This is a genomic window from Amycolatopsis sp. CFH S0740 (genome assembly GCF_004522315.1).
Lineage (GTDB): Bacteria > Actinomycetota > Actinomycetes > Mycobacteriales > Pseudonocardiaceae > Amycolatopsis > Amycolatopsis nivea.
Genome location: NZ_SDLS01000037.1, coordinates 62,750 through 89,356, shown reverse-complemented (window position 1 = coordinate 89,356; position 26,607 = coordinate 62,750). Strand labels below are relative to the sequence as shown.

The 26,607-nt window shown below is 69.9% G+C and carries 25 protein-coding genes; 14 read left to right on the top strand and 11 right to left on the bottom strand.

The window, feature by feature from the left end:
- On the top strand, nt 1–216 hold a 216-nt coding region (locus tag EIZ45_RS39925; protein ID WP_134736108.1), incomplete at its 5' end, for a DUF4235 domain-containing protein.
- A 67-nt stretch (nt 217–283) separates the two neighbouring features.
- Here EIZ45_RS39925 and EIZ45_RS39920 read toward each other — a convergent pair.
- The 3 genes from EIZ45_RS39920 to EIZ45_RS39910 are packed head-to-tail and all read right to left on the bottom strand — an operon-like array spanning nt 284 to nt 2,641.
- Nucleotides 284–1,345: a serine hydrolase gene (locus EIZ45_RS39920; protein WP_134667942.1), complete on the bottom strand. Its 1,062-nt coding sequence runs from the start codon at nt 1,343–1,345 to the stop codon at nt 284–286.
- Nucleotides 1,346–1,370: 25 nt separating this feature from the next.
- Entirely contained in the window at nt 1,371–2,429 is a 1,059-nt protein-coding gene (locus tag EIZ45_RS39915; RefSeq protein ID WP_134667941.1) for a serine hydrolase, read from the bottom strand.
- Between the two features lie 5 nt (nt 2,430–2,434).
- The gene (locus tag EIZ45_RS39910; protein WP_134667940.1) at nt 2,435–2,641 is read right to left on the bottom strand and encodes a hypothetical protein; all 207 of its coding nucleotides are present in this window, start codon (nt 2,639–2,641) and stop codon (nt 2,435–2,437) included.
- Nucleotides 2,642–2,855: 214 nt separating this feature from the next.
- Between EIZ45_RS39910 and EIZ45_RS39905 the strand changes: the two genes are divergently transcribed.
- From EIZ45_RS39905 to EIZ45_RS39890, 4 genes are all read left to right on the top strand, one after another.
- Nucleotides 2,856–4,250 (top strand): sensor histidine kinase, encoded by a 1,395-nt coding sequence (locus EIZ45_RS39905; RefSeq protein WP_167756689.1) that lies wholly within the window; start codon nt 2,856–2,858, stop codon nt 4,248–4,250.
- On the top strand, nt 4,247–4,894 hold the full coding sequence (locus tag EIZ45_RS39900) for a response regulator transcription factor (protein ID WP_037818495.1): 648 nt from the start codon (nt 4,247–4,249) through the stop codon (nt 4,892–4,894). Before EIZ45_RS39905 ends, EIZ45_RS39900 begins: the two co-directional genes overlap by 4 nt.
- 69 nt (nt 4,895–4,963) lie before the next feature.
- A complete protein-coding gene (locus EIZ45_RS39895) occupies nt 4,964–6,022 on the top strand; it encodes an alpha/beta hydrolase (RefSeq protein ID WP_134667938.1) in 1,059 nt (352 codons plus the stop codon).
- Entirely contained in the window at nt 6,019–6,633 is a 615-nt protein-coding gene (locus tag EIZ45_RS39890; RefSeq protein WP_134667937.1) for a DedA family protein, read from the top strand. The genes EIZ45_RS39895 and EIZ45_RS39890 overlap by 4 nt, the downstream gene beginning before the upstream one ends.
- Before the next feature lie 14 nt (nt 6,634–6,647).
- Here the strand turns inward: EIZ45_RS39890 and EIZ45_RS39885 are convergent, their stop codons facing one another.
- Nucleotides 6,648–7,850, bottom strand: a complete 1,203-nt coding sequence (locus tag EIZ45_RS39885; RefSeq protein WP_134667936.1) for an MFS transporter — start codon at nt 7,848–7,850, stop codon at nt 6,648–6,650.
- A 190-nt stretch (nt 7,851–8,040) separates the two neighbouring features.
- Between EIZ45_RS39885 and EIZ45_RS39880 the strand changes: the two genes are divergently transcribed.
- From EIZ45_RS39880 to EIZ45_RS39870, 3 genes are all read left to right on the top strand, one after another.
- A complete protein-coding gene (locus EIZ45_RS39880; RefSeq protein ID WP_134667935.1) occupies nt 8,041–8,928 on the top strand; it encodes a LysR family transcriptional regulator in 888 nt (295 codons plus the stop codon).
- A 258-nt stretch (nt 8,929–9,186) separates the two neighbouring features.
- The gene (gene murJ / locus EIZ45_RS39875) at nt 9,187–11,010 is read left to right on the top strand and encodes a murein biosynthesis integral membrane protein MurJ (protein WP_134667953.1); all 1,824 of its coding nucleotides are present in this window, start codon (nt 9,187–9,189) and stop codon (nt 11,008–11,010) included.
- A 323-nt stretch (nt 11,011–11,333) separates the two neighbouring features.
- On the top strand, nt 11,334–12,542 hold the full coding sequence (locus EIZ45_RS39870; protein ID WP_240690871.1) for an MFS transporter: 1,209 nt from the start codon (nt 11,334–11,336) through the stop codon (nt 12,540–12,542).
- Between the two features lie 4 nt (nt 12,543–12,546).
- Here the strand turns inward: EIZ45_RS39870 and EIZ45_RS47465 are convergent, their stop codons facing one another.
- Nucleotides 12,547–12,675 (bottom strand): hypothetical protein, encoded by a 129-nt coding sequence (locus EIZ45_RS47465; protein ID WP_255443806.1) that lies wholly within the window; start codon nt 12,673–12,675, stop codon nt 12,547–12,549.
- A 101-nt stretch (nt 12,676–12,776) separates the two neighbouring features.
- Between EIZ45_RS47465 and EIZ45_RS39865 the strand changes: the two genes are divergently transcribed.
- From EIZ45_RS39865 to EIZ45_RS39855, 3 genes are all read left to right on the top strand, one after another.
- On the top strand, nt 12,777–14,126 hold the full coding sequence (locus EIZ45_RS39865) for a GGDEF domain-containing protein (protein WP_134667934.1): 1,350 nt from the start codon (nt 12,777–12,779) through the stop codon (nt 14,124–14,126).
- Nucleotides 14,127–14,416: 290 nt separating this feature from the next.
- Entirely contained in the window at nt 14,417–15,013 is a 597-nt protein-coding gene (locus tag EIZ45_RS39860) for a bifunctional DNA primase/polymerase (RefSeq protein ID WP_240690870.1), read from the top strand.
- A 1,114-nt stretch (nt 15,014–16,127) separates the two neighbouring features.
- Nucleotides 16,128–16,460 carry a WGxxGxxG family protein gene (locus tag EIZ45_RS39855; protein WP_134667932.1) on the top strand — a complete coding sequence of 111 codons (333 nt, stop codon included), beginning with the start codon at nt 16,128–16,130 and terminating at the stop codon, nt 16,458–16,460.
- Nucleotides 16,461–17,049: 589 nt separating this feature from the next.
- On the opposite strand, the gene EIZ45_RS39850 is transcribed toward EIZ45_RS39855, so the two are convergent.
- From EIZ45_RS39850 to EIZ45_RS39840, 3 genes are all read right to left on the bottom strand, one after another.
- Nucleotides 17,050–17,406 carry a hypothetical protein gene (locus EIZ45_RS39850; RefSeq protein ID WP_134667931.1) on the bottom strand — a complete coding sequence of 119 codons (357 nt, stop codon included), beginning with the start codon at nt 17,404–17,406 and terminating at the stop codon, nt 17,050–17,052.
- Nucleotides 17,407–17,775: 369 nt separating this feature from the next.
- Nucleotides 17,776–18,120, bottom strand: coding sequence for a hypothetical protein (locus EIZ45_RS39845; protein WP_037818484.1), 345 nt, complete (start codon nt 18,118–18,120; stop codon nt 17,776–17,778).
- 665 nt (nt 18,121–18,785) lie between these two features.
- A complete protein-coding gene (locus EIZ45_RS39840) occupies nt 18,786–19,565 on the bottom strand; it encodes a hypothetical protein (protein WP_134667930.1) in 780 nt (259 codons plus the stop codon).
- 358 nt (nt 19,566–19,923) lie between these two features.
- On the opposite strand from EIZ45_RS39840, the gene EIZ45_RS39835 reads away from it, so the two are divergent.
- Nucleotides 19,924–20,865: a glycoside hydrolase family 43 protein gene (locus EIZ45_RS39835; RefSeq protein ID WP_134736107.1), complete on the top strand. Its 942-nt coding sequence runs from the start codon at nt 19,924–19,926 to the stop codon at nt 20,863–20,865.
- Between the two features lie 63 nt (nt 20,866–20,928).
- On the top strand, nt 20,929–21,192 hold the full coding sequence (locus EIZ45_RS39830; RefSeq protein WP_205671785.1) for a hypothetical protein: 264 nt from the start codon (nt 20,929–20,931) through the stop codon (nt 21,190–21,192).
- A 60-nt stretch (nt 21,193–21,252) separates the two neighbouring features.
- On the opposite strand, the gene EIZ45_RS39825 is transcribed toward EIZ45_RS39830, so the two are convergent.
- The 3 genes from EIZ45_RS39825 to EIZ45_RS39815 all read right to left on the bottom strand — a co-directional run bounded on the left by EIZ45_RS39825 (nt 21,253) and on the right by EIZ45_RS39815 (nt 25,900).
- Nucleotides 21,253–21,594, bottom strand: a complete 342-nt coding sequence (locus EIZ45_RS39825; RefSeq protein ID WP_037818481.1) for a hypothetical protein — start codon at nt 21,592–21,594, stop codon at nt 21,253–21,255.
- 561 nt (nt 21,595–22,155) lie between these two features.
- Nucleotides 22,156–23,412, bottom strand: coding sequence for a sodium:proton antiporter (locus tag EIZ45_RS39820; protein ID WP_134667928.1), 1,257 nt, complete (start codon nt 23,410–23,412; stop codon nt 22,156–22,158).
- 1 nt (nt 23,413) lies between these two features.
- Nucleotides 23,414–25,900: an ATP-dependent Clp protease ATP-binding subunit gene (locus EIZ45_RS39815; RefSeq protein WP_134667927.1), complete on the bottom strand. Its 2,487-nt coding sequence runs from the start codon at nt 25,898–25,900 to the stop codon at nt 23,414–23,416.
- A gap of 143 nt (nt 25,901–26,043) precedes the next feature.
- Here EIZ45_RS39815 and EIZ45_RS39810 point away from each other — a divergent pair, with 143 nt between their 5' ends.
- Nucleotides 26,044–26,604: a DNA polymerase ligase N-terminal domain-containing protein gene (locus tag EIZ45_RS39810; protein ID WP_134667926.1), complete on the top strand. Its 561-nt coding sequence runs from the start codon at nt 26,044–26,046 to the stop codon at nt 26,602–26,604.
- Nucleotides 26,605–26,607: the final 3 nt, after the last annotated feature.

Below are 26,607 nucleotides of genomic sequence, written 5' to 3'. Positions count from 1 at the left end.
AACCAGCACCCGATCACGAACTACAGCTGGAGTACTAAGAAGGCTCCGGAGCCAACACAGAAAGAACGCGGCTGGGGAGAGGTGCTGCTGGCCGCATCTGTGCAGGGTGCGATCTTCGGAGTGGTCAAGGCCGCTGTCGATCGTGGCGGCGCGACTGGGTACGACAAGCTTACCGGCCAGTGGCCCGGGGATACTGAGAAGCACGACAAGGCCTGAGATCCGAAGACGCGCTAACGGCCACGGCCTGAGCCCGGCTCCCCAACCGGACCCAGGCCGTGGTCTTTCAGGCGCAGATCACCTTGTCGATCAACGAATAGAAGGCGTCATTCGCGGGTCCGCGGCCGAACGTCAGCGAAGCTTCCACCCGGCGCTTTCCGTCCGCGCTGGTGAACGCGATCGTCCCGTACCCGGGAATCCCGCCGGTGTGGCCGAAAACCGGGATTCCGCACGGCGTGGTCCGGGTTTCCACTCCCAGTCCGTACTCCTCGGCCGCGGAGCGCGGGGTGGTCATCTCCTTCAGCAGCGGCGGCGGTAACAGCCGTCCCGCGGCCAGCGCTTGGACGAACTTGTCCAGGTCCGCCGTGGTGGAGATCATCTCGCCCGCGGCGCCGCCGAAGCTCGGGTTCAGTTCGGTGACGTCGACCAGTTTCCCGTTCATCTCCTGATAGCCGTGTGCGTGCTTGCCCGGGATCCTGGTGCGGTCCCCGGGGACCACCGTGTGGTGCATGCCCAGCGGGCGCAGGATCCGCTTGGTCACCGCGTCGCCCCATGCGTGTCCGGTGGTTCGCTCAATCAGCATGCCGAGCACGGTGTAGTTGGTGTTGGAATACGAGAACTTGCTGCCCGGCGGGAAATCGAGCGGCCGCGCGGTCGCGATGGCGACCAGTGATTCCGGCGAAAAGTGCTGGTAGCGGACTTTCTCCAGATCAGCGCCGTCCAACGAGATTGCCCGGAGATAATTGTAGAGGCCGCTGGTGTGCTGCAGGAGCATTCGCACGGTGATCTCGTTGCCGCGCAGCAGGAGTCCGGGCAGGTAGCGCTCGACGGGCGTGTCGAGCTGGATCCGGTGTTCGGCGACGAGTTGCATCACTACGGTGGCTACGAACGTTTTGGTCGTGCTGCCGATCCGGAATCGCCCGGTGGGCGAGACCGGCCGCCGGGAGTCCAGTTCGGACACTCCGGCGGTCACGGTCCGGGAGTGTCCGTCGTGGACTGTCCGGATCTGCACGCCGGTCGCGCCTGCCGCGACCGTTTCTTCCGCGACGGTGCGGACGGGGTCAGCCGCGGCTGGCGTGGTGGGGGCGAGCAGGGCCGCGGTCAGGGCGAAGGGCACAGCGTTCAGCATTGGTTTCCTCGTTCAGTGTTGGCACTCAGCTGCAAAAGAACTTGTCGAGCACGGCGCGAGTCCAGTCGAAGTTCGGGCCCCGGCCCAACGTGACCGAAGCTTCGACGCGCCGTTTTCCGTCCGGGCTGGTGAACGCGACGGTCTGGAATCCGGGAATCCCGCCGGTGTGGCCGAAAACCCGTACTCCGCAGGTGGTGGTCGGGGTGCGCAACCCGAGCCCGTATTCCTCGGTCGCGGAGCGCGGGGTGGTCATCTGCTTCAGCAGGTCCGGCGGCACCAGCCGCCCCGCCGCCAGTGCTCGGACGAACTTGTCCAGATCCGCGGTGGTGGAGATGATTTCGCCGGCCGCCCAGGCCATGCTCGGGTTCAAGTCGCTGACGTCGACGAGCTTCCCGTTCATCTCCTGGTACCCGTGCGCGTGCGGGCCCGGGATCCCGGTGCGGTCCCCGGGAACCGACGTGTGGTGCAGGCCGAGCGGCCGCAGGATGCGTTGTGCCGCTTCGGTTCCCCACGCGTGCCCGGTGGTTCGCTCGATCAGCATCCCGAGCACGATGAAATTGGTGTTGGAGTAGGAATGCTTGCTGCCGGGCGGGAAGTCCAGCGGCTTGGCCGTCGAGAGCGCGACCATCGACTCCGGCGAACGGTGCTGGTACCGGATCTTTTCCAGGTCGGGCCCGAGCAGCGGGAGAGAGTCGGTGTAGTCGTAGAGGCCGCTGGTGTGCTGCAGGAGCATTCGTACGGTGATCTCCTTGCCGTGCGGCAGGAGTCCGGGCAGGTAGTGCTCGACGGGGGTGTCGAGCTGGATGCGGTGTTCCGCTGCGAGTTGCAGGACCACAGTGGACGTGAACATCTTCGTCGCGCTGCCGATCCGGAACCGTCCGGTCGGCGAGACTGGTCGCCGGGAGTCCAGTTCGGACACTCCGGCGGTCACGGTGCGGGAGTGTCCGTCGTGGACTGTCCGGATCTGCACGCCGGTCGCGCCGGACGCGACTATCTCCTGGGCGAGCGTGCGAACCGGGTCCGGAGCAGCGGTATTCGGCGCCAGCAGCGACGCGGCCAGCACCACCGGCACGGCGGTCAACATCGGCGTCAGCCCTTGCGGCGCGCGGCGAAGCGCACGATCAGGATCAGCAGGCACGCCACGGCGATTCCGCCGGAGGTCATCCGGAACATGGTGTCCAGCCCGGTGAAACCGCCGATCGAGTTGGTGGCGGCGCTGGCGACGAAGATCAGGCAGAGCAGGGCGGTGACGGCCGGACCACCGGCCTGCCGGCTGCGGGAGGCTTCCATTTCCATGCCGACGACATTAGGAACCGCCGGCGCCCGCCGACATGCCTTCAACACCCGACTTCACGGTAGCGCCAGCGCTACCATGCGCGTTCGGGCCTGCCCGGTCGCGCAAGAACAGTGCGGTTCTCACGGTTCCTTCCTGACGGCCGCGGGCCCGGCTGGTTATTCGGGGTTTCCGGTCGGAGGTGTCGCCGCATCCGCGGTCGGTAAAGTGATCCGCATGGCAGTGGGCCGGATCGTTTGTCTGCTTTTCGTCGCGGCCGTGCTGGGGTTCGAGAGTTTCGCGGGCGGCACGGTCCGGTGGGAGGAACTGCTCGCCGGGCTTGCCGGAGTCGGCCTCGCGGCGGCGCTGGTCCGCCGGTTTCCCTCCGCTGTCGTGGCTTGCGCGGTCGCTGTGGTGCTCGTGCTGTCGTTCGTGCCCGCGACGGCGGATCCCGTCCGGTTCTGGCCCTGGGCCGCCGTCGCCGGGTTCGCTTATCTCGCCGGGCGGTGGGGCGAGGATCGGCTGGGCGCGGTCGCTGCGGTGCTCGGCGCGGGTTTGCCGGTCGTCGTGTTCGCCGAGGTCGCCGAGCGCGGCGGATTCGGTGTCCTTCACGGTCTCTACCGTTGGTTCCTCCAGGTCCTCGTCGTCCTCGCGGTCGCGGGCGGTCCCTGGCTGACGGGGCGCTACCGGCGGCAACGCGCGCGTCTCCACGCTGCCGGGCTCGAACGGGCCGCCTTGCTGGAGCGCAACCGGATCGCACGGGAGATGCACGATTCCCTCGGCCACGAACTGGAACTCGTCGCACTTCGCGCGGGCGCGCTGGAAGTGGCCCCCGCGCTCGACGAGGAGGTTCGCGTCCGCGCTGGTGAGGTGCGGGCTGGGGTCACCGCCGCGACTGAGCGGCTGCGCGAGATCATCGGGCTGCTCGGCGAACCTGTGCCGGACCTCGATCGCCTCGTCGCCCGGGCGCAAGCCGCTGGTCAGGAGGTCCGGCTGACCGTCACCGGTGTGCCGGTGAACGTCCCCGCCGTGTATCGAGTGGTGCGAGAGGGGCTCACCAACGCCGCGCGGCACGCGCCCGGAGCGCCGGTGACCGTGGACGTCGTCGCCGAGGGCGATACCACGACCGTCACGGTCGGAAATCCGGCCGCCGCTGCGGATTCCGAGTCCGGGTTCGGCATCGCCGGGCTTCGGGAGATCGGGGAGGTCACGGCCGGGATGCGCGGCGACCGGTTCGTGCTGACCGTCGTCGTGCCGGCGGAGGGCCGTCGTCCGGCGCGGGAGCGGCCGCGGCTGTGGCGGCTCGGGCGGGTTCCGCTCGCGGCCGGCGGCGGGGTGCTCGTGCTCGCGCTCGGCCTGTACTTCGTGACCGGCACCGACAACCGGCTCGACCCGGCCGTATTCGAGCGGCTGGTCGTCGGACAGTCCCAGGAGGACGTCGAGAAAATGCTGCCCCGCTTCCAGATGCTCGGCGATCCCGCGCCCGAACTGCCCGGGCCGGCCCGGCCGGCGGACTGCCGGCGCTACTGGGCGAGCGTCCAGACCGACGCGCGCCTGTTCTATCGCCTGTGCTTCGCCGACGGGCGGCTGGCGGTCAAGGAAACCGCGCCGCGGGCGGCGGTGTCGCGATGATCCGCGTCCTGCTCGCCGACGACGAACCGCTGACCCGCGCGGGCATCGCCGCCGTGCTCGCCGCCGACCCGGAGATCGAGATCGTCGCGGAGGCCGGCGACGGGCGCGCGGCCGTCGAGCTGGCGATCGCGCACCGGCCCGACGTGGTTTTGCTGGACATCGTCATGCCGGTCCTCGACGGTCTCGCCGTGGCGGCCGAGCTGACCCGGACGGTCCCGACGGCAGGCGTGCTCATGCTGACCACGTTTTCCGCCGACGAGCAGATCGCGGCCGCGCTCGACGGCGGCGCCCGCGGGTTCCTGCTCAAGACCGGCGACCCGCGCGAGCTGTTCGCCGGGATCCGTGCGGTCGCGGACGGAGCCGCCTATCTCGCGCCGACGGTCGCGCACCGCGTCATCCAGCGGGTCCGGGGAAAGCGGCTCTCGAACGAGGCGCGGGCGCGCAAGGCGGTCGACGCGCTCACCCCGCGCGAACGGGAGGTGCTCGCCCTTGTCGGCGCCGGCCTGCCCAACGCCGAGATCGCCCGTCGCCTCCACGTCGTCGAGGGCACGGTGAAGGTGTTCGTCACGTCGATCCTGCGGCGTCTCGAGGTCGCGAACCGGGTGCAGGCGGCGATCATCGCGCACGAGGCGGGGCTTCTATGACCTTCGGCTAGTCCGTCCGTTGCCCGGAGATAGATGCCGGGGTACGGCCGCCGCGACGAATCTGGCCGCATGAGAAAAACCCTGATCGCTGTCGCTCTGATAGCGGCGGCTCTTGTCGGGCAGGCGGGCGTGGCTGTCGCCAGTCCGGCCGCCATGAAGCTGCCCGCGCCCACCGGCCGGTACCCGGTAGGCACGAAGGAACTGCACCTCGTCGACCGGAACCGCATCGACCCGTGGACCGGCAAAGCCCGCGAGATGATGGTGTCGCTGTGGTATCCGTCAGCCGGGAACGGCAAACCCACCAGCCAGTTCTCGCCCGGCGTCGCGGACTACTACGACCGTCTCATCGGCCCGGGCTCCGCCGATTTCGCGAGCACCGTCACCCACTCGCGCACCGGAGCGATTCCGCTGCCTGTCCGCGAACAGGCCATCCTGTACTCGCCCGGTGCGATGCAATCCCGCTTCCTCGGCACCGCTCTGATCGAGGATCTGGCGAGCCGCGGATATCTCGTGATCGGCATGGACCACACGCCGATCGCGCCCGTCCAGTTCCCCGACCGGGTCGAGCTGCCGCAGGCCGGTCTCGACCCGGCGCAGGTGCTGGCCGAACGAGTACGCGACACGAGCTTCGTGCTCGACGAACTCGGACTGTCGCGGGTCGGCATGTTCGGCCACTCCATGGGCGGCTATACGACCGCCGACGCGATGATCGCCGACCCCAGGATCAAGGCGGGCATCAACCTCGACGGCAGCATGGACCCGCGCTACGGCAACGCCGCCCGGGTCGGCGTCACGCGCCCGTTCCTGCTCATGGGCGGCGGCACGAGCAGCGGACGGCCCCGCAACCACCGGCACAACGACGACTGGGCCGCGTTCTGGGCCGCGTCGACCGGCTGGAAACGCGACGTGTACCTGCCCGACGCCGAACACATGAGCTTCACCGACGCGCAAGTCATGCTGCCGCAGGTCCCCGGCGACCACACGGCCATGATCGGCACCGTCGACCCCGCCGGGAGCCTTGCCGCGCAACGGAAGTACGTCGTGGCCTTCTTCGATCTGCATCTGCGTGGCCGGTCCACGACTGTGTTCGACCGGGCGGCGCATCCGGTCGTGGAGCTGATCCCGTGATCGCCGAGCTGCTCGACGGGCTCGCGTCCTTGCCTCCGGCGGCGGTTACCGCGGTCGCGGGGGTTCTGGTGTTCGGCGAGTGCACGCTGGGGCTTGGGTTTATCGCGCCGGGTGAAACGGGGTTGTTCGTCCTTGGCACGACAGCGACGGCTCCGGACCGGTTCGTCGTCATGTGGCTGGTCACCACGGTGTGCGCCATCGCGGGCGACCTCCTCGGATACTGGCTGGGACGGCGATACGGACCCTGGCTGCGACAGACCAAACTGGTGCGGCGGTACGGCGCGGCGGCATGGGATCGCGCTGCAGACACACTGCGCCGGCGGGGCGCGTGGGCCGTGCTGATCGCGATCTTCCTCCCCGTGCTCCGGACGCTCGTCCCCGCGGCGGCGGGCACGTCGGGCCTGCCGCTGCGGAAGTTCCTGCCCGCCGTGGCTGTCGGGGCGACGGCATGGTGCGCGCTGCACATCGCGATCGGCGCGGCCGCGGGCGAGGCGGCACGGCAGATCGAAACCTGGGTCGGCCGGGGGAGTTGGATTCTTCTCGCCGTACTCGTGCTGGGCGCGGCGGGCATGGCGCTCCGCCGCGCTGCTCGGTCACGGGCGAACGTATGAGGCGCGTCTGCCTTCTAGGCTGGCCTGGCGGCAGCTTCGTCAGCCGGGGTGGTGCGCATAGAGGCGAACGCCGATACCAGTGCGGCCGCGGTGAGTCCGACGCCGAACCACATGGCTCCGGTCAGTCCGACGTTGTTCGCGAACAGGCCGCCGAGCAGTGCGCCGAGGGCGATGGAGATGTTGTACCCCATGGTGTTCAACGACATCGCTGCTTCGAACGCGTCCGGGGCCGCGGCCAGGATCATGTTCACCTGGCAGAGATTGGCCGCGCCGAAGGCAATTCCCCACAACGCCACGGACACCGCGAGACCGGCCGGGTGATTGCCGACGAGGAGCAGAAGCAGCAGCGAGACGACGAGCCCGGCGCAGGAGATGACGAAGGTCGCCTTCATGTTCCTGGTGACGGTGTGGGCGGCGGCGAAGTTGCCCGCTGCGCCGCCGACGCCGAAGACGATCAGCAGGATGGTGATCAGACCGGGCGAAGCCGCCGCTTGGCTTTCCATGAACGGGCGGATGAAGGTGTAGGCACCGAAGTGGCCGAGCACGTAAAGCGTGACGGTGATCATGACTGCACGCAGGCGGCCGTTGCGCACCGGCAAGAGGAAGATCTCGCGGACGGGGATGGCGTCGGTCGAGGGAAGGGACGGAACCGCCGCGGCCACGAGCAGGCACACGACCGCGCTGAGCCCGGCCCAGATCGTGAATGTCGTGCGCCAGTCGGTGAGATCGGCGATGAAGGTGCCCATCGGCACGCCGACCACCGTGCCGATGGACATGCCCGACAGGACGACCGCGGCGGCGCGGCTGGCTTGGTTCGGCACCAGGCGCGTCGCCATGCTGACGCCGATCGCCCAGAAGACCCCGTGCGCGAAGCCCATGATCAACCGGGTCGCGAGGACCACGACGAAATCGGGCGAGTGCGCGGTGATCAGATTCCCGGCGGCGAGGACGACGAGCAGCGCGGCGAGCAGCGCCCGGCGGTCGACCCGGCGGGTCCAGGCCACGATGAAGGGGACGCCGACGCCTGCGGAGACGCCGTATCCGGTTACGACCATCCCGGCGATGCCCACCGAGACGGCCAGCCCGCCGCTCATCGGAGTGAGGAGGCCGACGGGCATGAGTTCCGTGGTGACGAAGACGAACAGGCTCGCCGTGATGGCGGCGACGCCGAGCCATGCCCGTGAAGACGAGGGCGAGGCAGTGCTGGATGAGGACATGCTTCTTCCTGGATTCGGTGGTTAGCGGGGTATCCGGCTCGGTTGCGCTTCAGTGCGCCGAGCCCGTCAGTTCCGGAGACCAGGCGCTCCGGTGTCTCGGGAACTGCTTGTGCGAACCAGTCTCGCGACGACCGATTCATGAGTCCAACACAACCTTGTCATCCCATCTATCGTGATTCACGATGGATGGGTGGAGTTGCAGCAGATGCGGTACGTGGTCGCCGTCGCCGAGACCATGAGCTTCACCCGCGCCGCCGAGCGGTGCCTGGTGGTGCAATCCGCGCTGAGCCACCAGATCGCACGTCTCGAACGCGAGCTGGGCGCCCGGCTGTTCGAACGGACCAGCAGGCGCGTGCGGATCACCCCCGCCGGGGAAGCGTTCCTGTCCGCGGCCCGCGAGAGCCTCAACGCGGCCGAACGGGCTGCCGCCGAGGTTTCCGCCGCCGTCGGCGAGGTGCGCGGGCGGCTGGCTGTCGGACTGATCCCGACTGTCGCGGCGGTGGACATCCCCGACGCGCTGCGCAGATACCGCATCGAATACCCCCAGGTGCGCCTCGGGATCCGGGTCGGAGCCAGCGAAGACCTCGCTGACCAGGTCCGGCAGGGGATCATCGAGGTCGCGTTCCTCGGGCTTCCGACCTCGATGCGTCCCCAAGGAGTCAACGCACGCGAGCTGGCCCGCGACCGGCTCGTCGCCGTTGTCGCCCCGGACCACCCGCTCGCCGGGGAACGCACCGTCGACCTTCGCCGGCTCGCGACCGAGGTATTTATCGACTTGCCGCTCAACACCGCGGGCCGGAACCAGTCGGACGAGGCGTTCGCCGCCGCCGGTCTGAGCCGCGAAGTCGCGTTCGAGGTGACCACCGCCGACTTCATGATGGCCCGGCTTGTCCGGCAGGGCTTGGGAATCGCGATGCTGCCGTCGATGTATGTGCCGCAGCTGTCCGACCTGACCACGATCGAGATCACGGACGCCCCGACGCGCGTCGAATACCTCATCTGGGCCGATACGGGGTTGACCCCGGCGGCGACCGCGTTTCTCGAGATGCTGGAGCTGCCGCCGGAAAAGGACGGCTGAGCGCGGCTCCGCGGTCGACCGCTGCCGTGCGCGAAGTGACTACGCTGGGGGATCGAATCGACCGTTGACGATGGGGCAGTGTTGGAGAGAGACCCGGAGTGGCCACCCGACCGTCCCGTCGAACGGGTCACCCGGCGCCCGCCGCCTGAGCACCCGCCGGCGGAAGACGGTCATCGCGGGCAGTTGCCGCAGCCGCCGCCGTCCGCGCCGCGATGGCCGCCGGTCCGCTCGTGGCGGCAGGAGCGCGGGCAGAACAGCATGCCGTTCGGCGCGCCGCCGCTGGCACCGGATGATCCGGACGCGACAGTGTTCATCCCGCGCGTCGGCGGGGTGCCCGCGAGTTCTAAGTGGCCGGTCGTCGATCCGGATGCGTTGCGCCCCTACGACTCGCTCGCGACCCAGATGCTGCCGCGGCTGCCCACCGCCCCGCCCGGCGAGAGGCCGGGGCGCCCCGGCCGTCCGCCGCGGGTCGAGCCGAAGGCGCCGTCGATCGCCAAGTCGAGCGGGAAGATGGCCATCGCGTCGCTGGTCAGCCGGGTCACCGGGTTCCTGTGGAAGATCATGCTCGTGTGGGCAGTCGGCACCGGCGTGGTCAACGACTCGTTCACGATCGCCAACACATTGCCGAACAGCGTCTTCGAGCTGCTGCTCGGCGGCGTGCTCAGCAGTGTCGTGATGCCGCTGATCGTGCGTTCGCAGGACGATCCCGACGGCGGTGCGGCGTACACGCAGCGCATGCTCACGATGGGACTGACGGTGCTGGGCGTGGGCACCGTCCTCGCCGTGGCGGCGGCACCCGCGCTGACCTCGCTGTACCTGGATCAGGGCGGACACGCCAACTCCGAACTGACCAACGCGTTCGCCCGGCTGCTGCTGCCCGAGATCTTCTTCTACGGCGTTTTCGCGCTGGTGTCCGCGGTCCTCAACGCCAAGCACATCTTCAGCCCGACGGCATGGGCGCCGGTGATGAACAACGTCGTCGTCATCGCGACCCTGGCGTTGTTCATGCTCATGCCGGGCAAGATCTCGACCGATCCGGTGCGGATGGGCGACCCGAAGCTGCTCGTGCTCGGCATCGGCGTCACGCTGGGCATCGCCGTGCAGGCGGTGCTGCTGGTGGCGCCGCTGCTGCGGACGGGATTCCGCTTCAAGTGGCGCTGGGGCATCGACAAGCGGATGAAGGAGTTCGGCGGCCTCGCGCTGTGGATCCTCGGCTACGTCGCGATCAGCCTGGCCGGCCTCACCGTCAACACCCGGGTGCTGACCAGCGGCGACCCGGGCGGGGTGACCATCTACGCCAACGCCTGGCTGCTGTTCCAGCTGCCCTACGGCGTGATCGGGGTGTCCCTGCTGACCGCGATCATGCCGCGGCTGTCGCGCAACGCCGCGGACGGCGATGTCCGCAAGGTCGTGGCCGATCTTTCCTACGCGTCGCGCATCTCGACGGTGATGCTGGTGCCGATCGCCGCCGTGCTGACGGTGGTGGGCGAGTCGATCGGCATCGCATTGTTCAGCGGCGGCGCGAACTCCGTCGCCCAGGCGGGCCGGCTCGGCGAGGCACTGGCGGTCTCGTCGTTCGGGCTGCTGCCCTACGCGCTGGTCATGTTGCAGCTGCGGGTGTTCTACGCGATGAAGGACGCGCGCACGCCGACGCTGATCATGGTCGTGATGACTGTGGTGAAGGTTCCGCTGCTGTATCTGTGCCCGGTGCTGCTGGACGCGCACAGCATCGTGCTGGGCACCATGCTGGTGAACTCGCTGACGTTCGTGGTCGGCGCGATCCTGGGCCAGGTCTGGCTGTGGGTGAGCCTCGGCCACCTGCGCAGCAAGCGGGCGCTCGGGGTAATCCTGTTCACGCTGGTCGCGAGCGCACTCGGCGCTGCTGCGGCGCTGGCTGTCGGATGGCTCGTGCCGGACTTCGGGGGGCGGGCTACTGCGTGGGTGAAGCTGATTCTGCAGGGTCTGGTTGGGCTGGGGGTGTCGTTTGGGGTGCTGGCGGCGTTGAGGATTGAAGAGCTCGCGCCTGCTCGGAAGAGGCTTGCGCGGTTGGTGAGGCGTGGGGAGCGATCGACGGACGGGTAGGTCCGGCCGGTGCGAACGTCCGTGAANGACGGACGGGTAGGTCCGGCCGGTGCGAACGTCCGTGAAGGCCACCCTGAGGGAATCTGATTCCGTCAGGGTTCCCCTCACGACCTCACTGGAGCAGAGAAGCAACGGGATCGTCTTCGGTCATCTGGCGGAGAGGCGGCCAGGGCGCGCCCGATTTGATCGCTGCGCATCCGCTGCGTGCCTTGCCGGCCGGTCGATTTCGGGACGAGAAAAGGAACCTTCCGGCAAGACTGTGCCGGTACATCCCGTACCTGCGGGGGTGTGCCCGCCCGCCCGTGATCGGCCAAGCTGGGCTGGTGGCGACGTATCGGCAGGTGTTCGGCAGACCGGAGTTCCGGGCGCTGTTCGCGAGCATGGTGGTTTCGGTCGCGGGCGATCAGTTCGCGCGGGTGGCGTTGTCGTTGCTGGTCTTCGACCGGACGCGGTCGGCGGGCTGGACCGCGGGGGTCTACGCCTTGACGTACGTGCCGTCGATTTTCGCCGGTCCGTTGCTGTCGGGCCTGGCGGATCGGTGGCCTCGGCGGCGGGTCATGGTGGCGGCGGATCTGCTGCGTGCGGGGCTCGTCACGGTCATGGCGATTCCCGCGCTGCCGTTGCCTGCGGTCGCGGCGCTGCTGGTGGTGGTCCAGGCGGCTGGGGCACCGGGCAACGCGGCTCGGGCGGCGACGGCCGCGGCGGTTCTGCCGGGGGAGGAGTTCCTGCTGGGCAAAGGCGTGCTGGACACGGTGGTCCAGCTGGCGCAGGTGGCGGGGTTCGCGACGGGCGGGACGCTGGTCGCGTTTCTCGGTCCGGGGCAGGCGCTCGTCGCGGACGGGGTGACGTTCGTGGTGTCGGCGGCGGTGGTGCGGTTCGGGATCCGGGTGCGGCCCGCGCCGGGGGTGGTGGGCGATGGGACGCGGCTGGGGCGGTGGTGGGCCGATCTGCGGGCCGGGACGGTGCTCGTCGTGCGGACGCCGCGGTTGCGTTCACTGGTCGGATTGGCTTGCGTGGCCGGGTTTTACGTCACGGTCGAGGGGCTGGCGGCGCCGTACGCGGAGTCGATCGGCGGGTCCGCTCAGGCAGTCGGGGTGCTGCTCGCGGCGAGTCCGGCGGGGACGGTGCTCGGGATGCTGATCGTGTCGCGGCTGCCGTCGCCGATGCGGATGCGGTTGCTCGGGCCGCTCGCGGTGGCGGCCAGCGTTCCGCTCGTGGTGTGCGCGATTCAGCCGGGGCTGGCCGTGACAGCGGTCTTATGGGGGCTGTCGGGCATGGCCAGCGCTTACCATCTGCCCGCGTCGGCGGCGTTCACACTGGCGGTTCCCGACCAACGGCGGGCCCAGGCTTACGGACTCGCCGCGACCGCGTTGACGACCAGCCAGGGCGCCGGGATCGCGCTGGCCGGGCTCGCGGCGACGGCGGCCGGCCCGAGCACGGTCCTCGCCGTCGCCGGGGTGCTCGGCGTGCTGACGGCGATCGCGGCGGGGGCGGCTTGGAACCGCGCCCGCCGCGCTGCCGAACCGGGGTAGCGGATCAGCGGGCCCACTCGTTCCCGCGGCGGCCCCATTCGTTGCCTCGGCGGATCCATTCGTTGCCCTGGCAGCGGGTCCACTCGTTGCCGCGGGCGAAACGGGTCCATTCGTTGCCGGGTGCGTTGCGCATAGTGATGCCTTTCTCGCGGTGGTTGGTCCGACCGGCGTATCGACGGCCGGTGACAATGCGATTACCGTGATTAATCTTCGTTGACAGGGGCGGATACCAGCGTGACGGGAAAGAGTGGCAGACGCATAACGACGTGGGGATTGTGGTCCCTGCGACGTCCCGCGCTGTCCTTGGTGCTCACGGTCGACGCGGCGGCGGTCGCGATCGCGGTGCTTTCGTCCTTGTCCGCCACGATCACCCCGACGCAGTGGCTGTGGTTCGCCGTCCTCACCGCGGCCGCGGTCGCGCATCTCGAGGCGGTCCGCACGATCGAGCGGCGTCGCGAGCAGGCGTCGAAGAAAGCGCCGTACACGAATCTCAAGAGCCTGTGGGTGTTCGCCGCGCTGCTGGTGCTGCCGCTGCCGCTCGTCATCGGCTTGACCGCGGTGTCGTATGTGTATTGCTGGTACCGGGTTTACGGGCCGACGATCCTGTTCCGGAAGTTCTATTCGGCCGCCACGTTCGTGCTCGCGTCGGCCGTCGCCTCCGCTGTCCTGGACGGCCCGCTGCTGCCGCACGATTTGTGGTCGCTGCTGCGCGTGGCCGCCGCGGCCGGGGTGTGGTGGCTGGTCAACTACGCCCTGGTCGTCGTCGCGATCGGGTGGTCGTCGCCCGAGAAACTGCCGATTCGGCAGGCGCTGGGGCATCCGGGCGACCAGCTGGTCGTCGCCTCGGCGCTGGGGCTCGGCGCGACCATGGCCGTCCTGCTGGTCCACGAGCCGTGGGCACTGCCCGCTCCGATGATCGCCGTGCTGTGCGTGCACCGCGATCTCCTGCTGCCCCAGTACTTGCGGGCGTCGCGCACGGACCAGAAAACCGGCCTGGCGACGCCGGTGTACTGGGCCGACGTCGTCACCGCTGCCCTCGACCGCGCGAAACTCAGCGAGACCGGACTCGGCGTGCTTTTCCTGGACGTCGACAAGTTCAAAGCCATCAACGACACCTACGGGCACCCGGCGGGCGACCAGGCCATCCGCGCGGTCGCCGACCTGGTGCGCGCGGAAGTCCGGGCTCAGGACCTCGTCGCCCGCTACGGCGGGGACGAGCTGGCGATTCTGCTGCCGGGCCTCGAACCGGGCCAGTTGCTAGCTGTCGCCGAGCGGATCCGCTCCCGGCTCGCGCGTACTCCGGTCGTGCTCACCGCCACTACGGACGGTCAGCCTCGCACGCTGTCCGGGGTGAGCACCTCGATGGGGGTGGCGTCGTATCCCGGCGACGGCATTTCGGTCGAACAACTGCTCATGTCGGCGGACGGTGCGTTGCTGCAGGCCAAGCAGAACGGCCGCAACCAGATCAGGGTCGCAGCAGCGGCGCCGGTGCGGGGGATGCATGGGATGTCCGAGATGCTGTCAGGGAAATCTCGGGAAGATCAGGGCAACGCGGTTGCGGATCATTCTCGTCAAATGCCCTGAATGCGACGCGATATGGCCGGCTGGCGGTTCCTTCGGCCGGGACAATTTCGTTCAGTTCCAGCTGTTCCTGGACCTGTTGGGGGAATCCGAGATGAGCACCCCGTACGAGGAACTCGGTTCGCTTTAGCCGCCACCTGGAACGGCGCACGCTGCCGGTTTGCTCCCGGTTCACTGGCTGGTGTGCGCCTCGCCGCGGACGCATGGTGGTCGGGCGGTACCCCGGTTCCCGCACCGTCCGTGGCGGCTTGACCTGCGCGGACGGGTCTCGTCACTCGGAAGGGGCTCTTGTGATGACCGCTGTCGCGCGCGGTAGCCGTTCACGTTGCTTGGCTGGGGACCACGGGGTCGCGCTGCGCTCGCTGCGCGCGGCGGCCGAGAACTACGCCGCGCTGGGCTGGCCAGTGCTGCCCGGGCCGGTGTGCGACGGTTTGACGACCTGGGATCCGGTCAGTTTCGAGCGGCTTGGCGGCCGGGAGTCGACGATGTCCCCGTCTGAGGCCACGGTCGATCGCCGGGTGGTTTCGCAATGGTGGGCTGTGCATCGGCAGGCGATTCTCGCGCCGGTAGGAGAGCATTTTGACGTCGTGCGCGCGCCGACACACCTAGGCTGGCGCGCCCTAGCCGCGTTCGACGGCGGGCGCCCGCTCGGCCCGATGGCGCTGTCGCCGCACGGAGCTTTTTTCTTCGTCGAGCCCGGGACTTGCCGGGCCTCCGAACTGGCGTCCGGGGTGGAGGTCCTTTCGCCGGGTGACCTCGTGGTGCTTCCGCCGAGCCGGGTCGTCGCCGGGGTGGTGTGGTGGCGGATATCGCCGTTAGAGCGCGACTTGTTGGGTGATGGAGCCGGGATTTTGCGGAAGCTTGCCGAGCTTTCCGGCGAATCCCCGTAGGTCTCGCGCGCCGCACGCCGACTGGATGATTCGCGCCCGGCGCCATGCCGAAGTCCACGAGGTGAGGGAGCGAGCGCGCTGAACTCCGGCACAAGTTGGGTCACTCGTCCAGGTGGTCTCGCGGTTGTCCTCGCGATGATCGGCTATCCGAGCGCGGACCGAATGCCGCGAGGGAAGCGAGGATAGCCATGACTGCCTGGTGGGGACTGGTGGGCTTGGCCGGACTGCCCGGGATCTTCGGCCTGATCCGCGCGTCGGCCAGACGGGACCCGCTGGCGCGCTATCCGACGGCGCGCGAACCCGCGGTCCCGAACGCCGACGCGGCGCACACCCCGTTGATGACGCCCCGGGTGACGCCGGAGATGCTGCATCGCGACGGGGGTCTGCCGGGCGGTGAGGCGGAGTCTGGCCGGGTTGCACCGGAGATGTCGCATCGCGACGGGAGCCCACCTAGTGGCGTAGCGAAGTCTGCCGGGGACATGCCGGAGGTGATGCGTCGCGATGGTGGCGCGGCGGAGTCTGCCCGGGGCGCGCCGGAAGTGCTGCGTCGCGACGGGGGTTCGGCGGGTGGCGAGGCGGAGTCTGTCCAGGGCACGCCGGAGACGCCGCGTCGCGATGGGGGTCTGTCGGGTGGCGAGGTGGAGTCTGCCGGGGGCAAGGTGCCGCGGGCGAGGGCCAGTGACCACGATCGTCCGGTGCCGACTGCGGGGGTTCGGCCGGAAGCGCCGCCGTCGGCGGGGCGGTTGCGTCGGACTGGGGCGCTGAAGTCGTCGCCGGGTGGTCGGTCTGCGGTGCGGGAACCGTTGTCTCGCAGGCAAGTTGCCCGGCCTTCGCCTTCCGCAGCGCAGGAACGGGACGCAGAGGGGCTCGTTCCGACGCAGCCGTTCGCCGCGCCTTCGCGCTCGGACAGCGAGCCCGGGAAATCCGGAACTCTCGCTGGCGAATTGCCGCAGGCCGCTCCGGAACGTGCCGAAGAGCCGTCGCCCGCAGCGGAGCACAGGAGTCCGGGCAGGCGGCTGAGCGAGACGGCTCGGCAGTTGGCCGCCTCGGCCGTGCGGACCGTCCGGGAGCGTCGAGGCCAGTTCATCCGCATCATTCGAAAGGGGAATTCCCGATGACCGCTCAAGTACGTCGTCAGATCTGCGCTCTCGTTGCCGCGGCCGCGATCCCGCTCGCCGGGGCCGGGACCGCCGAGGCCGCCGTCGTGGTGCCTGGTACCGCGCAAGCGCAGAACACCGGCGACACCGCCAATGACGATCACGACAACGGCAACAACGGGTTGTGGGGCCTGCTCGGGTTAGTGGGCCTGCTCGGCCTCGCGGGTCTGGTGCGCCGCGGTCCCAAACCAGGTGCGATGGCGGGTTACCCGGCCGCGCCGGATCGGCAGGCTCCGCCCGCGAATACCTATCCTCCCGCTGGTCCGCGACGTGAGCCGCCCGGTGTGTGAGGTTGATTTCCGGCTAGGCGGGGAGGGCCGCAGCGGCCTCCCGTCTCGTTGACGAAAGTTGCTGTGCGGGAACGGCTCGATTGCTCGGGCCGTTCCCTTGCGCACGAAGAAACCGCTGTCCGGCACGGTGATTCCGCGCTCGTACCTGGTGAACGCGCCGGCCGGGAGTGATGCGGGCCGCCAGCGCGTGGAGCGGCCGCCGGAAACGAGTTGTCCGCACGAAAAACACTGCCCCGGGCAGCAGTGTCCGTACGAGAAGCACCATCCCGGGCAGCAGCGTCCGCACGAAAAGCGCCGCCTCGGGCAGCGGTGTCCGCACGAAAAAGCGCCGCCCCGGGGCAGCAGTCGCCGGGGCGGCGGAAGTGGGTTACCGTGTCGAACACGCCGGGTGGGACCGGCATTGCCTCAGCCAGGGTCACCGGTCCCACCCGTGCCGACGTCGCGGGGCGTCGGGGCCGTCCGTGGCGCGGAACTGGAGTGTGCAGCTCTTTCCGCGCTCCGCACGCACCTCAGGACGCTGACGCGAACCGTCGGACTCCGTGCCTCGGCCTGCTTTCCGCACACACAGCGGGCGGCCTCGGCAGGAGGCTCAGCCGCCCTGGACGCTGCCGCCGTCGACGACGGCGCCCGAGGCGCAGTTGTACGGGGACTGGCCGGAGGCGCTGTTCTCGCCCGGCGACAGGATCGGCACGCCGATGCCGTTCAGCGAGTTGCGGACCGGGACCTGGACCCCGAGGACGTTTACGTCGTTGCCGCACAGGCCGAGCGTGCCGTTGACGTTGTGCGCCACGTCGGTGTTGTTCAGGTTCACCAAGCCGACCTGGCCGGGTCCGCCGTGGTGGTGCCCGTGGTGGTGGCCGTCCGCGGTGTCGGCGGCCGCGATGCCGCCGAACAGGAACGCGCCTGCCGCCAACGCGCAGGACACGAGACCGATCTTCTTCAGCATTCAGAACTCCTCTGGGAATTTCGGCGACCGGCGATGCCGATCGCGGACTCTGACGATTGCGTCAGCGGTCGCGGCAATGAAGGTGTGTGCTCCGCGGCCGGATAAGGAAAACGTACTGGCATTCCGGAGTCGTTTCCACCTCTCGCCACCATCGTGTCGGCCGCCGATCCGCTGACCGGGCTGCAAGGTCTCTTTCGGGTTTATCCGGGAGCGCTATTGTAATGGGGCCAACAACATTCGCTTCTTCCTCGCCGTTCAAACATCGAGCCCGGTGGAATATGCGCATTCCCCGGAGATCAGAATATTCCGCGCACGCGAAAGGGCTCTGCGCCGCCGGGGACGGCGGCACAGAGCTTCCGGAAACCGTTGCTACCGGGCGGGCCAGGCCTCCGCTTCCGCCGCGAGAGCTGTGGCGACGTCGAGTTCGCTCGAGCGCACTTGCGCGGCGAGCGTCCCCGGCCGCGGCTGGAGCAGCAGCCAGCCGGTGACGTCCTGGTCGGTGTAGCGCGGCGCTTCGTCGTCGCCGATGCCAAGGGCCGCAAAGTATTGCCGCGCGGCCCACGTTTCCGGGACCCACGCCCGTTCCCAGCGCAGCACGATCCGCGCGAGGTCGTTGCGCGGGTCGGCCGGATGGATGAGGCGGTCGCCGGCGATGGCGACCAGGCGCGGGGTGTAGGTGGCGCCCGGGGCGCCGATCATCAGGTGACTGTCCATTCCTCCCCCGAGTCCGCGGGCGGAGTTCGTCCGCCCGCGCGAAAAAAGCTGGGCATTAGCGGGGAAAGACGGCCGAGGGCGACGGCACCTCGCGGGCGCGTCCTTCCGCGGCTCTTGGCTGAACCGCTGCCGATAGTACGGATGCGCCGGACGCGGCGGAAACCTGCCCGGCGCAAGGGAAACCGGCCGCCGGGCGGGGCCGCGCGGCTCAGTCCGGCACGGCCTCCGGTGGCTGCGGAAAACGCTGAGAAGGACTGCCGTGACTACGGGATCCGGCGAAATAAGCAAAAAGCTCGCCGCAATTCTGAACCACGATCTCCTCTGTGTCCGATGTGTTCCGGCGGAATGTCCGCCCGGCGCGGCCGATGCCGCATCCCCAGTGCCGGGAGCGAAGCGGTTCGGGGTCGGTTCGCTCCCGGCAGTCTCGACAATATCGGGCGGTCCGGGGAGAAAGCACGCAATTTCCGGGAAAGCATTCCGAAGAGTGTCTTTTCGGCGGGTCAGGAAATTGCGCTGGTTACCCAGCCCCTTCGGGGGCGAAACTTCACGATCGGAGGGTCCTGAGTTCTGTTTTGTCCGATCAGCAACTACTGTGCGTAATGTACAGCAAAGGGCTGGTGCGCTCGCACCAGCCCTCCGCCGTGATTCCGGTTGTGCTCGACGGATCAGTCGAGGTCAGGCTCCCGGACGTCCGCCGCGGCTTCGGTCGAGTGGCTGTACGCGCCCGTCGGGCCGGCCCCGACGTCCCAGGTCCGGTATCCCGCTGCTCCGGGCACTGCGAGCGCGGCGACTCCGGCCGAAGTGGCGCCGTCCGGGCCTGCGGCGAGCTCCGAGGCGCTGTACCAGGCGTGGTCGCGTCCGGCGTGGCTGCTCACCTGCGCCGAGGCGGCCCCTTCCGGACCGGCTGTGGTGGCTTCGTCGTGATACGACGAGCCCCAGTCCCGGGACGCCTCGCGGATCTTGCGCACCGGGGCAGCGTCAGCAGTCCGCACCGCGGCTTTCTTGGCCCGCGATGCCGGGGCGGCCTTGACCGGGGTCACGACGTGCTCCTTGCCCGGGGTCGCCGAGCGGACAGCGGGGGAAACCGGGGCCGAGGCCTGGGTGTGCACAGCGTCCTGCGCGGGCCAGAGCGGACGGCCGACGTCCCCGCTCGTTTCCCGCGAACCGTGCAGCACAGCGGCGCCGCCGATGCCCGCGAGGCTGCCGTCGTGCTCGCTCCACCGGTTGCCCCACTCGTCGACTCCGGACTCGTGGTGCAGCACGCCCGCCCCGCCGATCCCGGCGAACACGGCCGACTCCTCCTCGCTGCTGGACTGGTTGGGCCACCAGCCCGTGGTGAGCGGCAGTGTTTCGCCGGGGCCCTCGGCGGCCACGGCGGTCCCGGGCAGGGCCAGGCACAGCGGAGCGAGGATCAAGCCGGACAGCAACGTCCGTTTCATCGACATGACAGTTCGTTTCCTTTCCAAGGGAAAGCGCCCGAAATGAAAGACGTGGAGCCGCGAACGAGCGCTGGGACGACCGGCGTTGCGCCGGGCCGGACTGACGTTACCCCTGGTCCCGCGCGAATTGCCGGCTCCGGAAAGCGATCCGCCCGCCCGGGTGCCCGCGCTTTCGTTCGGCAGCGGCGAAAAACCGGAGTTCACCTGGGGAAGTCCTTTCCCGGCAAGGTAAACCGGATTTCACGCCAGGGTGACGGAGGTTTCCGCGCGGTTCACCGGATCGGGAGGCGCGGCGTACACCCTTCCCAGTGGCAACCCCGCGACGAGCGGGCGATGTCGTTAGCGGGCAAAGAAAATCGAGGGCATGTGTTCCTTACGCCGGGCCGGTGCCGCGCTCGCCGCCGTTCTGCTCAGCTTCGCCCACTGTCCGGCCGCGTCGGCGGCCAGCGCGCCGCAGCTCCTGCTGGGACAGGACTTTCCGGACCCCGACGTCGTCAAGACCGGCTCGGGATACTTCGCCTTCTCGACGACCACCGGGTCCGGCAAGGTCCCGGTGGCGAGCGCGCCCGCGCCGGAAGGCCCGTGGCGGATCGTCGGCGACGCGCTCGCGGCCGCGCCGACGTGGGCGAAGCCGGAGGGCGGATTCTGGGCCCCGGACGTCACCGAGGCGGCGGACGGCACCTTCGTGCTGTACTTCGCCGCGACCCGCCTCCCGAACGGGCCGATGTGCCTCGGCACGGCGACTTCCGCACAACCCGCGGGCCCGTACCAGCCGGACGGCGACGCGCCGCTCGTGTGCGTGCCCGAGGACGGCGGCGACATCGATCCGCAAACCTTCCTCGACGCCGACGGCACCCGGTACCTGCTGTACAAGGCGAATGGCTCGGCCTCGGGCCCGCCCGCCGCGATCTGGTCGCAGAAGCTGAGCCCGGACGGACGGTCGCTGTCCGGTCCCCGCACCGAACTGCTGCGCGCGGACCTCGGCTCGGAGAAAAACGTGGTCGAGGCACCGACGATGGTGAAGACACCGTCCCGGTACGTGCTTTTCTGCTCCGCCGACACGTTCCAGAGTTCCGGTTACCACACCGGTTACGCCACCGCTCCGACGCTCGCTGGCACCTTCGTCAAGGCGGATGCGCCGTTTCTCTCCACTGAACGGCTCGGCGGCTCTGTCGACGGACCGGGCGGCGCGGATGTGGTCGAGGGGAACATCTATTTCCACGGCTGGCTCAACGGCGGGCGGCAGGCGCGCGGGCTGTATCGGTTGCCGATCAGTTTCCCGGGCGACGTCCCGCAACTTGGCTGAGCACAGCGGAAACGGCCGCCGCGGGGCAGATGCTCCGCGGCGGCCGCTGTCGAGCCGGCGTCAGTGGCCCTGAGCCGAGCCGCCGTCGACAGTTCCGGTTACCACACCGGTTACGCCACCGCTCCGACGCTCGCTGGCACCTTCGTCAAGGCGGACGCGCCGTTTCTCTCCACTGAACGGCTCGGCGGCGCCGTCGACGGACCGGGCGGCGCGGACGTGGTCGAGGGGAACATCTATTTCCACGGCTGGCTCAACGGCGGGCGGCAGGCGCGCGGGCTGTATCGGTTGCCGATCAGTTTCCCGGGCGACGTCCCGCAACTTGGCTGAGCACAGCGGAAACGGCCGCCGCGGGGCAGATGCTCCGCGGCGGCCGCTGTCGCGCCGGCGTCAGTGGCCCTGAGCCGAGCCGCCGTCGACGATCGTTCCGGAGGCGCAGTTGTACGGCGACTTGCCCGCGGCCTCGTTCTCGCCCGGCGACAGCACCGGAACGTTGATGCCCTGCGCGACGTCGCGCACCGGGACCTGCACGCCGAGCACGTTGACGTTGTTGTCGCACACGCCGCCGACGAGGTTCAGGTTGTGCACCGCGTCCAGGTTGTGCACGTTGCCGAGACCGACCTGGTCGACCGGGTCGCCCGTCGCCGTGCCCCCGGCCGCGGAAGCCGATCCGCCGAGGACGGCCATGCCCGCGGCGAGCGCCGTGGCGACGAAACCGAGCTGCTTGATCACTGGTGAAAACTCCTTGCCAACAACAACCCGCCGCGTTTCGGCGGGAAGAAAACGGGCCGCGAATCCGGGATCGCGGCCGGGCAAACGGGGTTCGTGCTCCGGACGGGGCCGGTGCGCCCCTGGGCAGTGCTGCACCGGTCCCGTCCGGCCGGCGTCGCTCCGCGTCGGCGGCCCGGGAATGTCGGGCAGGTCCCGGCCCGAGCGGGCACGGACGACGCGGAGGCGAACTGCCGGACTTCGCGCCGCGGCCGGTTGCGCGTCCGGCCGGGTGCGAAGGATCAGTGGTGCTGTGTGCGGAGCTCGCGCTGTATTCCGCGCGAGCCGGGGGTTGCGGACGCGACTGTGCCCGGCGCGAAACCGGGGTTGTTCAGCATGGGAAGCGCTCCTAGCGGGATGGGCGATCACGTCGGGCGAAGTGCCGGTCCTGGGGTGCGTCGGGAAACCTACTGGCGCGAAGCGGGCGGCTTCCACTTCGTTCCACCATCGTGTCGGGTCGCGATTCCCTGACCGGGATTTCCGTAACCCAATGGGGGAAGCGGTTTTCCGGGCCGGGAAAGCGAACTATCCGGTCTCCTCCGGAAGGTGCCGCGGCACGTGCGCACCCCGCTCTTCGACCCGGCGCATCACCGGCGCGGCCAGAATCCCGTGTATCAGCACGGAAAGCGCCACCGCCAGCGCGCCCACCCGCCACAGCTGGTCGGCGCCCGGCAGGTTGGCTTGGTGGAGTCCGTAGGCGAGGTAGTAGAGCGTTCCGATGCCGCGCACGCCGAAGAACGCGATCGCGAGCGCGGCGCGTCCGCGGGCGGGGGAGCGGATGAGGGAACCGACTCCGGTGAGCGGCCGGATAACGAACACCGCGACAGCCGCGAAGAGGACTTCGAGCAGGGTTGTCCCGCGCAGCAGGCCGTCGCCGAGGGCGAAGCCCAGACCCAGCAGCGTGATGGCGACGAAGAGCCGTTCGAGCTGGCGGCCGAAGGTGTGCAGGACCTCGTGGTAGCCGTGCGAACGCTCACTGGTCCGCACGCACACGGCTGCGGTGAACACGGCGAGGAAACCGTTGCCGTGCAGCAGTTCCGCCACCGCGAACGGCAGGAAGGCCAGTGCGAGCAGCACCAATCCGTCGGAATATTCGGCCAGCCGGAAGCGCGAGGACGGGATGCGGAAGAACGCCCACGCCAGCAGCCGGCCGAGGGCGAGGCCGACCAGCACCCCGATCGGCAGCGGAAGCAGCACGTCGGTGCCGATCGACTCGTGGGTGCCCGCCAGCAGCAGCGCGACCAGGACGAACGGCATCGCGAGGCCGTCGTTGAGGCCGGCTTCGGTGGTGAGGGTGAAGCGGATCTCGTTGTCCCGCGCCAGATCCGGTTCCACGCCGGGGTCGGGCACCCCGACGTCGCCGGCCAGCACCGGGTCGGTGGGGGAGAGCGCGGAACCGAGCAGCAGCGCGGCGGCGGGCGCGAGCCCGAGCCACCACCAGCCGAGCAGGGCGACCGCGGCGATCGAGAGCGGCATCGCGACGAACAGCAGCCGCCACGGCGACATCCATCTTCGCAGCCCGAACGGCCGGTCCACGGACAGGCCCGCACCCGCCAGCGCGAGCACGATGCCGAGCTGGGTGAAGGATTCCACCACGTCCGCATGCTGGGCGGGCGAGGCCCAGTCGCCGAGGTAGGGCAGCGGCAGCAGGCCGAGCAGCAGCCCGGCGAGCAACATCACCAGCGGGGTGGAGAACGGGCGGTCGGCGACCAGTTTCGGCAGCACGGCCGCGGCGAGCGCGAGCAGTCCGGCGACGCCGAACAGGACCGGGAGCGGCGGCACCTCAGGCGGTCGCTGAGGTGTCGAAGCGAAGTCCCTCGTCGCCCGCGTCCACGCGCACCGCGGTGCCGGGCGCGACGTCGCCGGACAGCAGCCGGCTCGACAGCGGGTTGTCCACGTACCGCTGGATCGCCCGCCGCAGCGGCCGCGCGCCGAACTGCGGTTCGTAGCCCAGTTCGCTGATCCGCCGCACCGCCTCCGGCGTGAACTCGACGGTGAGACCCTGCGCGTGCGCCCGCCGTTTCGTGCGCTCCAGCAGCAGTTCCGTGATCCGGTCGAGCTGGCCGGCTTCCAAGCGGCGGAAGACGACGATCTCGTCGATCCGGTTCAGGAACTCCGGGCGGAACGATTCGCGCAGCCGCCGCATGAGGCGTTCGCGCAGCTGGTCGCCGTCGCCGTCGGCGGGCTGGACGAAGCCGAGCGCGCCGTGGGTCGAGCTGCCGACGAGGTCCGAGCCGAGGTTGCTGGTCATGATGAGGACCGTGTTGGCGAAGTTGACCGTGCGGCCCCGGCCGTCGGTGAGGCGGCCGTCGTCGAGGACCTGCAGCAGCACGTTGAACAGGTCCGGATGCGCCTTCTCGACCTCGTCGAGCAGCACCACGGAGTACGGACGGCGCCGCACCGCCTCGGTGAGCTGGCCGGCGTCCTCGTACCCGACGTACCCGGGCGGCGACCCGATCAGCCTGCTGACGGTGTGCCGCTCGGAGTACTCGCTCATGTCGATGCGCACCATGCTGTCCTGGTCGCCGAACAGCGCCTCGGCCAGCGCCCGCGCGAGTTCGGTCTTGCCGACGCCGGTGGGGCCGAGGAACAGGAAGCTGCCGAACGGCCGGTCGGGCTCCGCGAGCCCGGCGCGGGACCGCCGCACCGCCTCGGCGACCGCGCGCACGGCGTCGTCCTGGCCGATCACGCGGTCGTGCAGGTGCTCCTCCAGGCCGAGCAGGCGCTCCCGCTCGGTCTCGGTGAGCCGCGTCGCGGGCACGCCGGTCAGCCGGGAGACGACCTCGGCGATGTCCGCGTCGGTGACCTCCACCGGTCCGCCTGGGCGTTCGACGGGTTGTTCGAGACGTTTCCGCACGTCAGCTGCCTCGTCGCGGAGCGAGGACGCGCGTTCGAAATCCTCCTCGGCGACGGCCTGGTCCTTCTCGCACTGCAGTTGGTCGAGCCTGGCCTGCAACTCGCGCTGGCCGTCGGGCTTGGTCCGCGCGCGCAGCCGTACGCGGGCCCCGGCCTGGTCGATTAGGTCGATCGCCTTGTCCGGCAGGAACCGTTCGGTCAGGTACCGGTCGGACAGGTCGACGGCCGCCCGCAACGCGTCGTCGGTGTAATGGACCTGGTGGTGGGCTTCGTAGCGGTCGCGGAGGCCGTGCAGGATCAACACGGCGTCCTCGACGGTCGGCTCGGGCACCAGGATCGGCTGGAACCGGCGTTCCAGCGCCGGATCGCGTTCGATGCCGGTGCGGTACTCGTCGAGCGTGGTCGCTCCGACGATGTGCAGCTCACCGCGCGCGAGCGCCGGTTTCAGCATGTTCCCGGCGCCCTGGCCGCCGCTGCCCTCGCTCGCGCCGGCGCCGACGATCGTGTGCAGCTCGTCGACGAACACGATCAGCTGGTCGCCGTGCTCGCGGATCTCCTTGAGCAGCGCGGACATCCGCTCCTCGAAATCGCCGCGGTAGCGCGTGCCGGCCACCATCGCGGTGAGATCGAGCTGCACGACGTGGCGGCCGCTGAGGATGTCGGGCACGTCGTCGTCGGCGAGCCGCTGCGCGAGGCCTTCGACGATCGCGGTCTTGCCGACGCCCGCTTCGCCGATCAGCACCGGGTTGTTCTTGGTGCGGCGGGACAGCACCTCGACGGTCTGCTCGATCTCGTCGTCGCGGCCGATCACCGGGTCGATCCGGCCCTCGCGGGCGCGAGTGGTGAGGTCTTCGCCGTACTGGGCGAGCGTCGGGGTGTCCTGCAGCGGTGTGAGGCTGTCCGCGGCGGAATCCTGCCGGAGGCGGTCGGTGGTCACGCCCTCTTCCCGCAGGATGCGGCCCGCTTCGGACTCCTCGTTGGCGGCGAGCGCGGCCAGCAGGTGCTCGGGGCCGATGAACGGGGAGCCGAGGCCGCGGGCGAGCTGATGGGCGTCGATCAGCGTGCGTTTCGCACCGGGCGCCAGCGCGGTCGCCGTGGTTTCGCCGTTGGCGGCGTGGTCGCGTTCGACGCGCCCGGCGACCTTGGCCGGGTCGACCCCGGCGCGGGTCAGCGCCTGCGCGGTGGCGGGCAGCTGGGTGGCGGCCCACAGCAGGTGCTGGGTGTCGACGTGCCGCCCGCCCCACGCGCCCGCGCGGCCCGCCGCCTCCGCGACGAGCCCGCGGGCCTGGTCGGTGAGCAGGCGCGCCACGTCGACCGAGTAGCCGCGGCGGCCGGGCGCGGCCTGGCCGAAGAACTGCGACAGGAACTGGTCGAAGGGGCTGTTGCCCTGGCCGGGCGGGAAAAATCCGGTCATCGGAGCGCTCACATCTCGGAATCGGGGTCAGGAGTCCGCTTACCCGTTGCCCGCGCCGGTAAACGGGCGCCGCCGGTCGTGCCTCCAGGTCGCACGTTTCGCGCTCCCGGCGTGCGGGCACCCGGGCGGTCGGAGGTGGTGGGATGTCCTCGAAGGACCGGCTGGCCGCGTACCGCGCCAAACGCGACCCGCGCCGGACCCCGGAGCCGAGCGGGGGCCGCGGGAACGCCGAACCGGTGTTCGTCGTCCAGCGGCACGACGCGAGCAGCCTGCACTTCGATTTCCGGTTGGAGATCGGCGGCGTCCTCGTCTCGTGGTCGGTGCCGAAGGGCCCGTCGCTGAATCCCTCGGACCGGCGGCTCGCCATCCGCACCGAGGACCACCCGCTCGACTACGCCCGGTTCGAGGGCACCATTCCCGCCGAGGAGTACGGCGGCGGCACCGTGATCGTGTGGGACACCGGCCCGTTCGACGTGCTCACCGACGACCCCGCCGAACAAGCCCTCGAAGACGGCCACCTCAAGGTCTGCCTGCACGGCGAGAAGCTGAAGGGCGCCTTCTCCCTGATCCGCCGCGACTCGTCCGACCAGGAGCAGTGGCTGCTGATCAAAAAGGACGACGAGGGCGCCGACCGCCGCCGCAAACCCGCGAAGACCCAGCTCGAATCCGTGCTCACCGGACGCACCAACCGGGACCTCGAATGACTC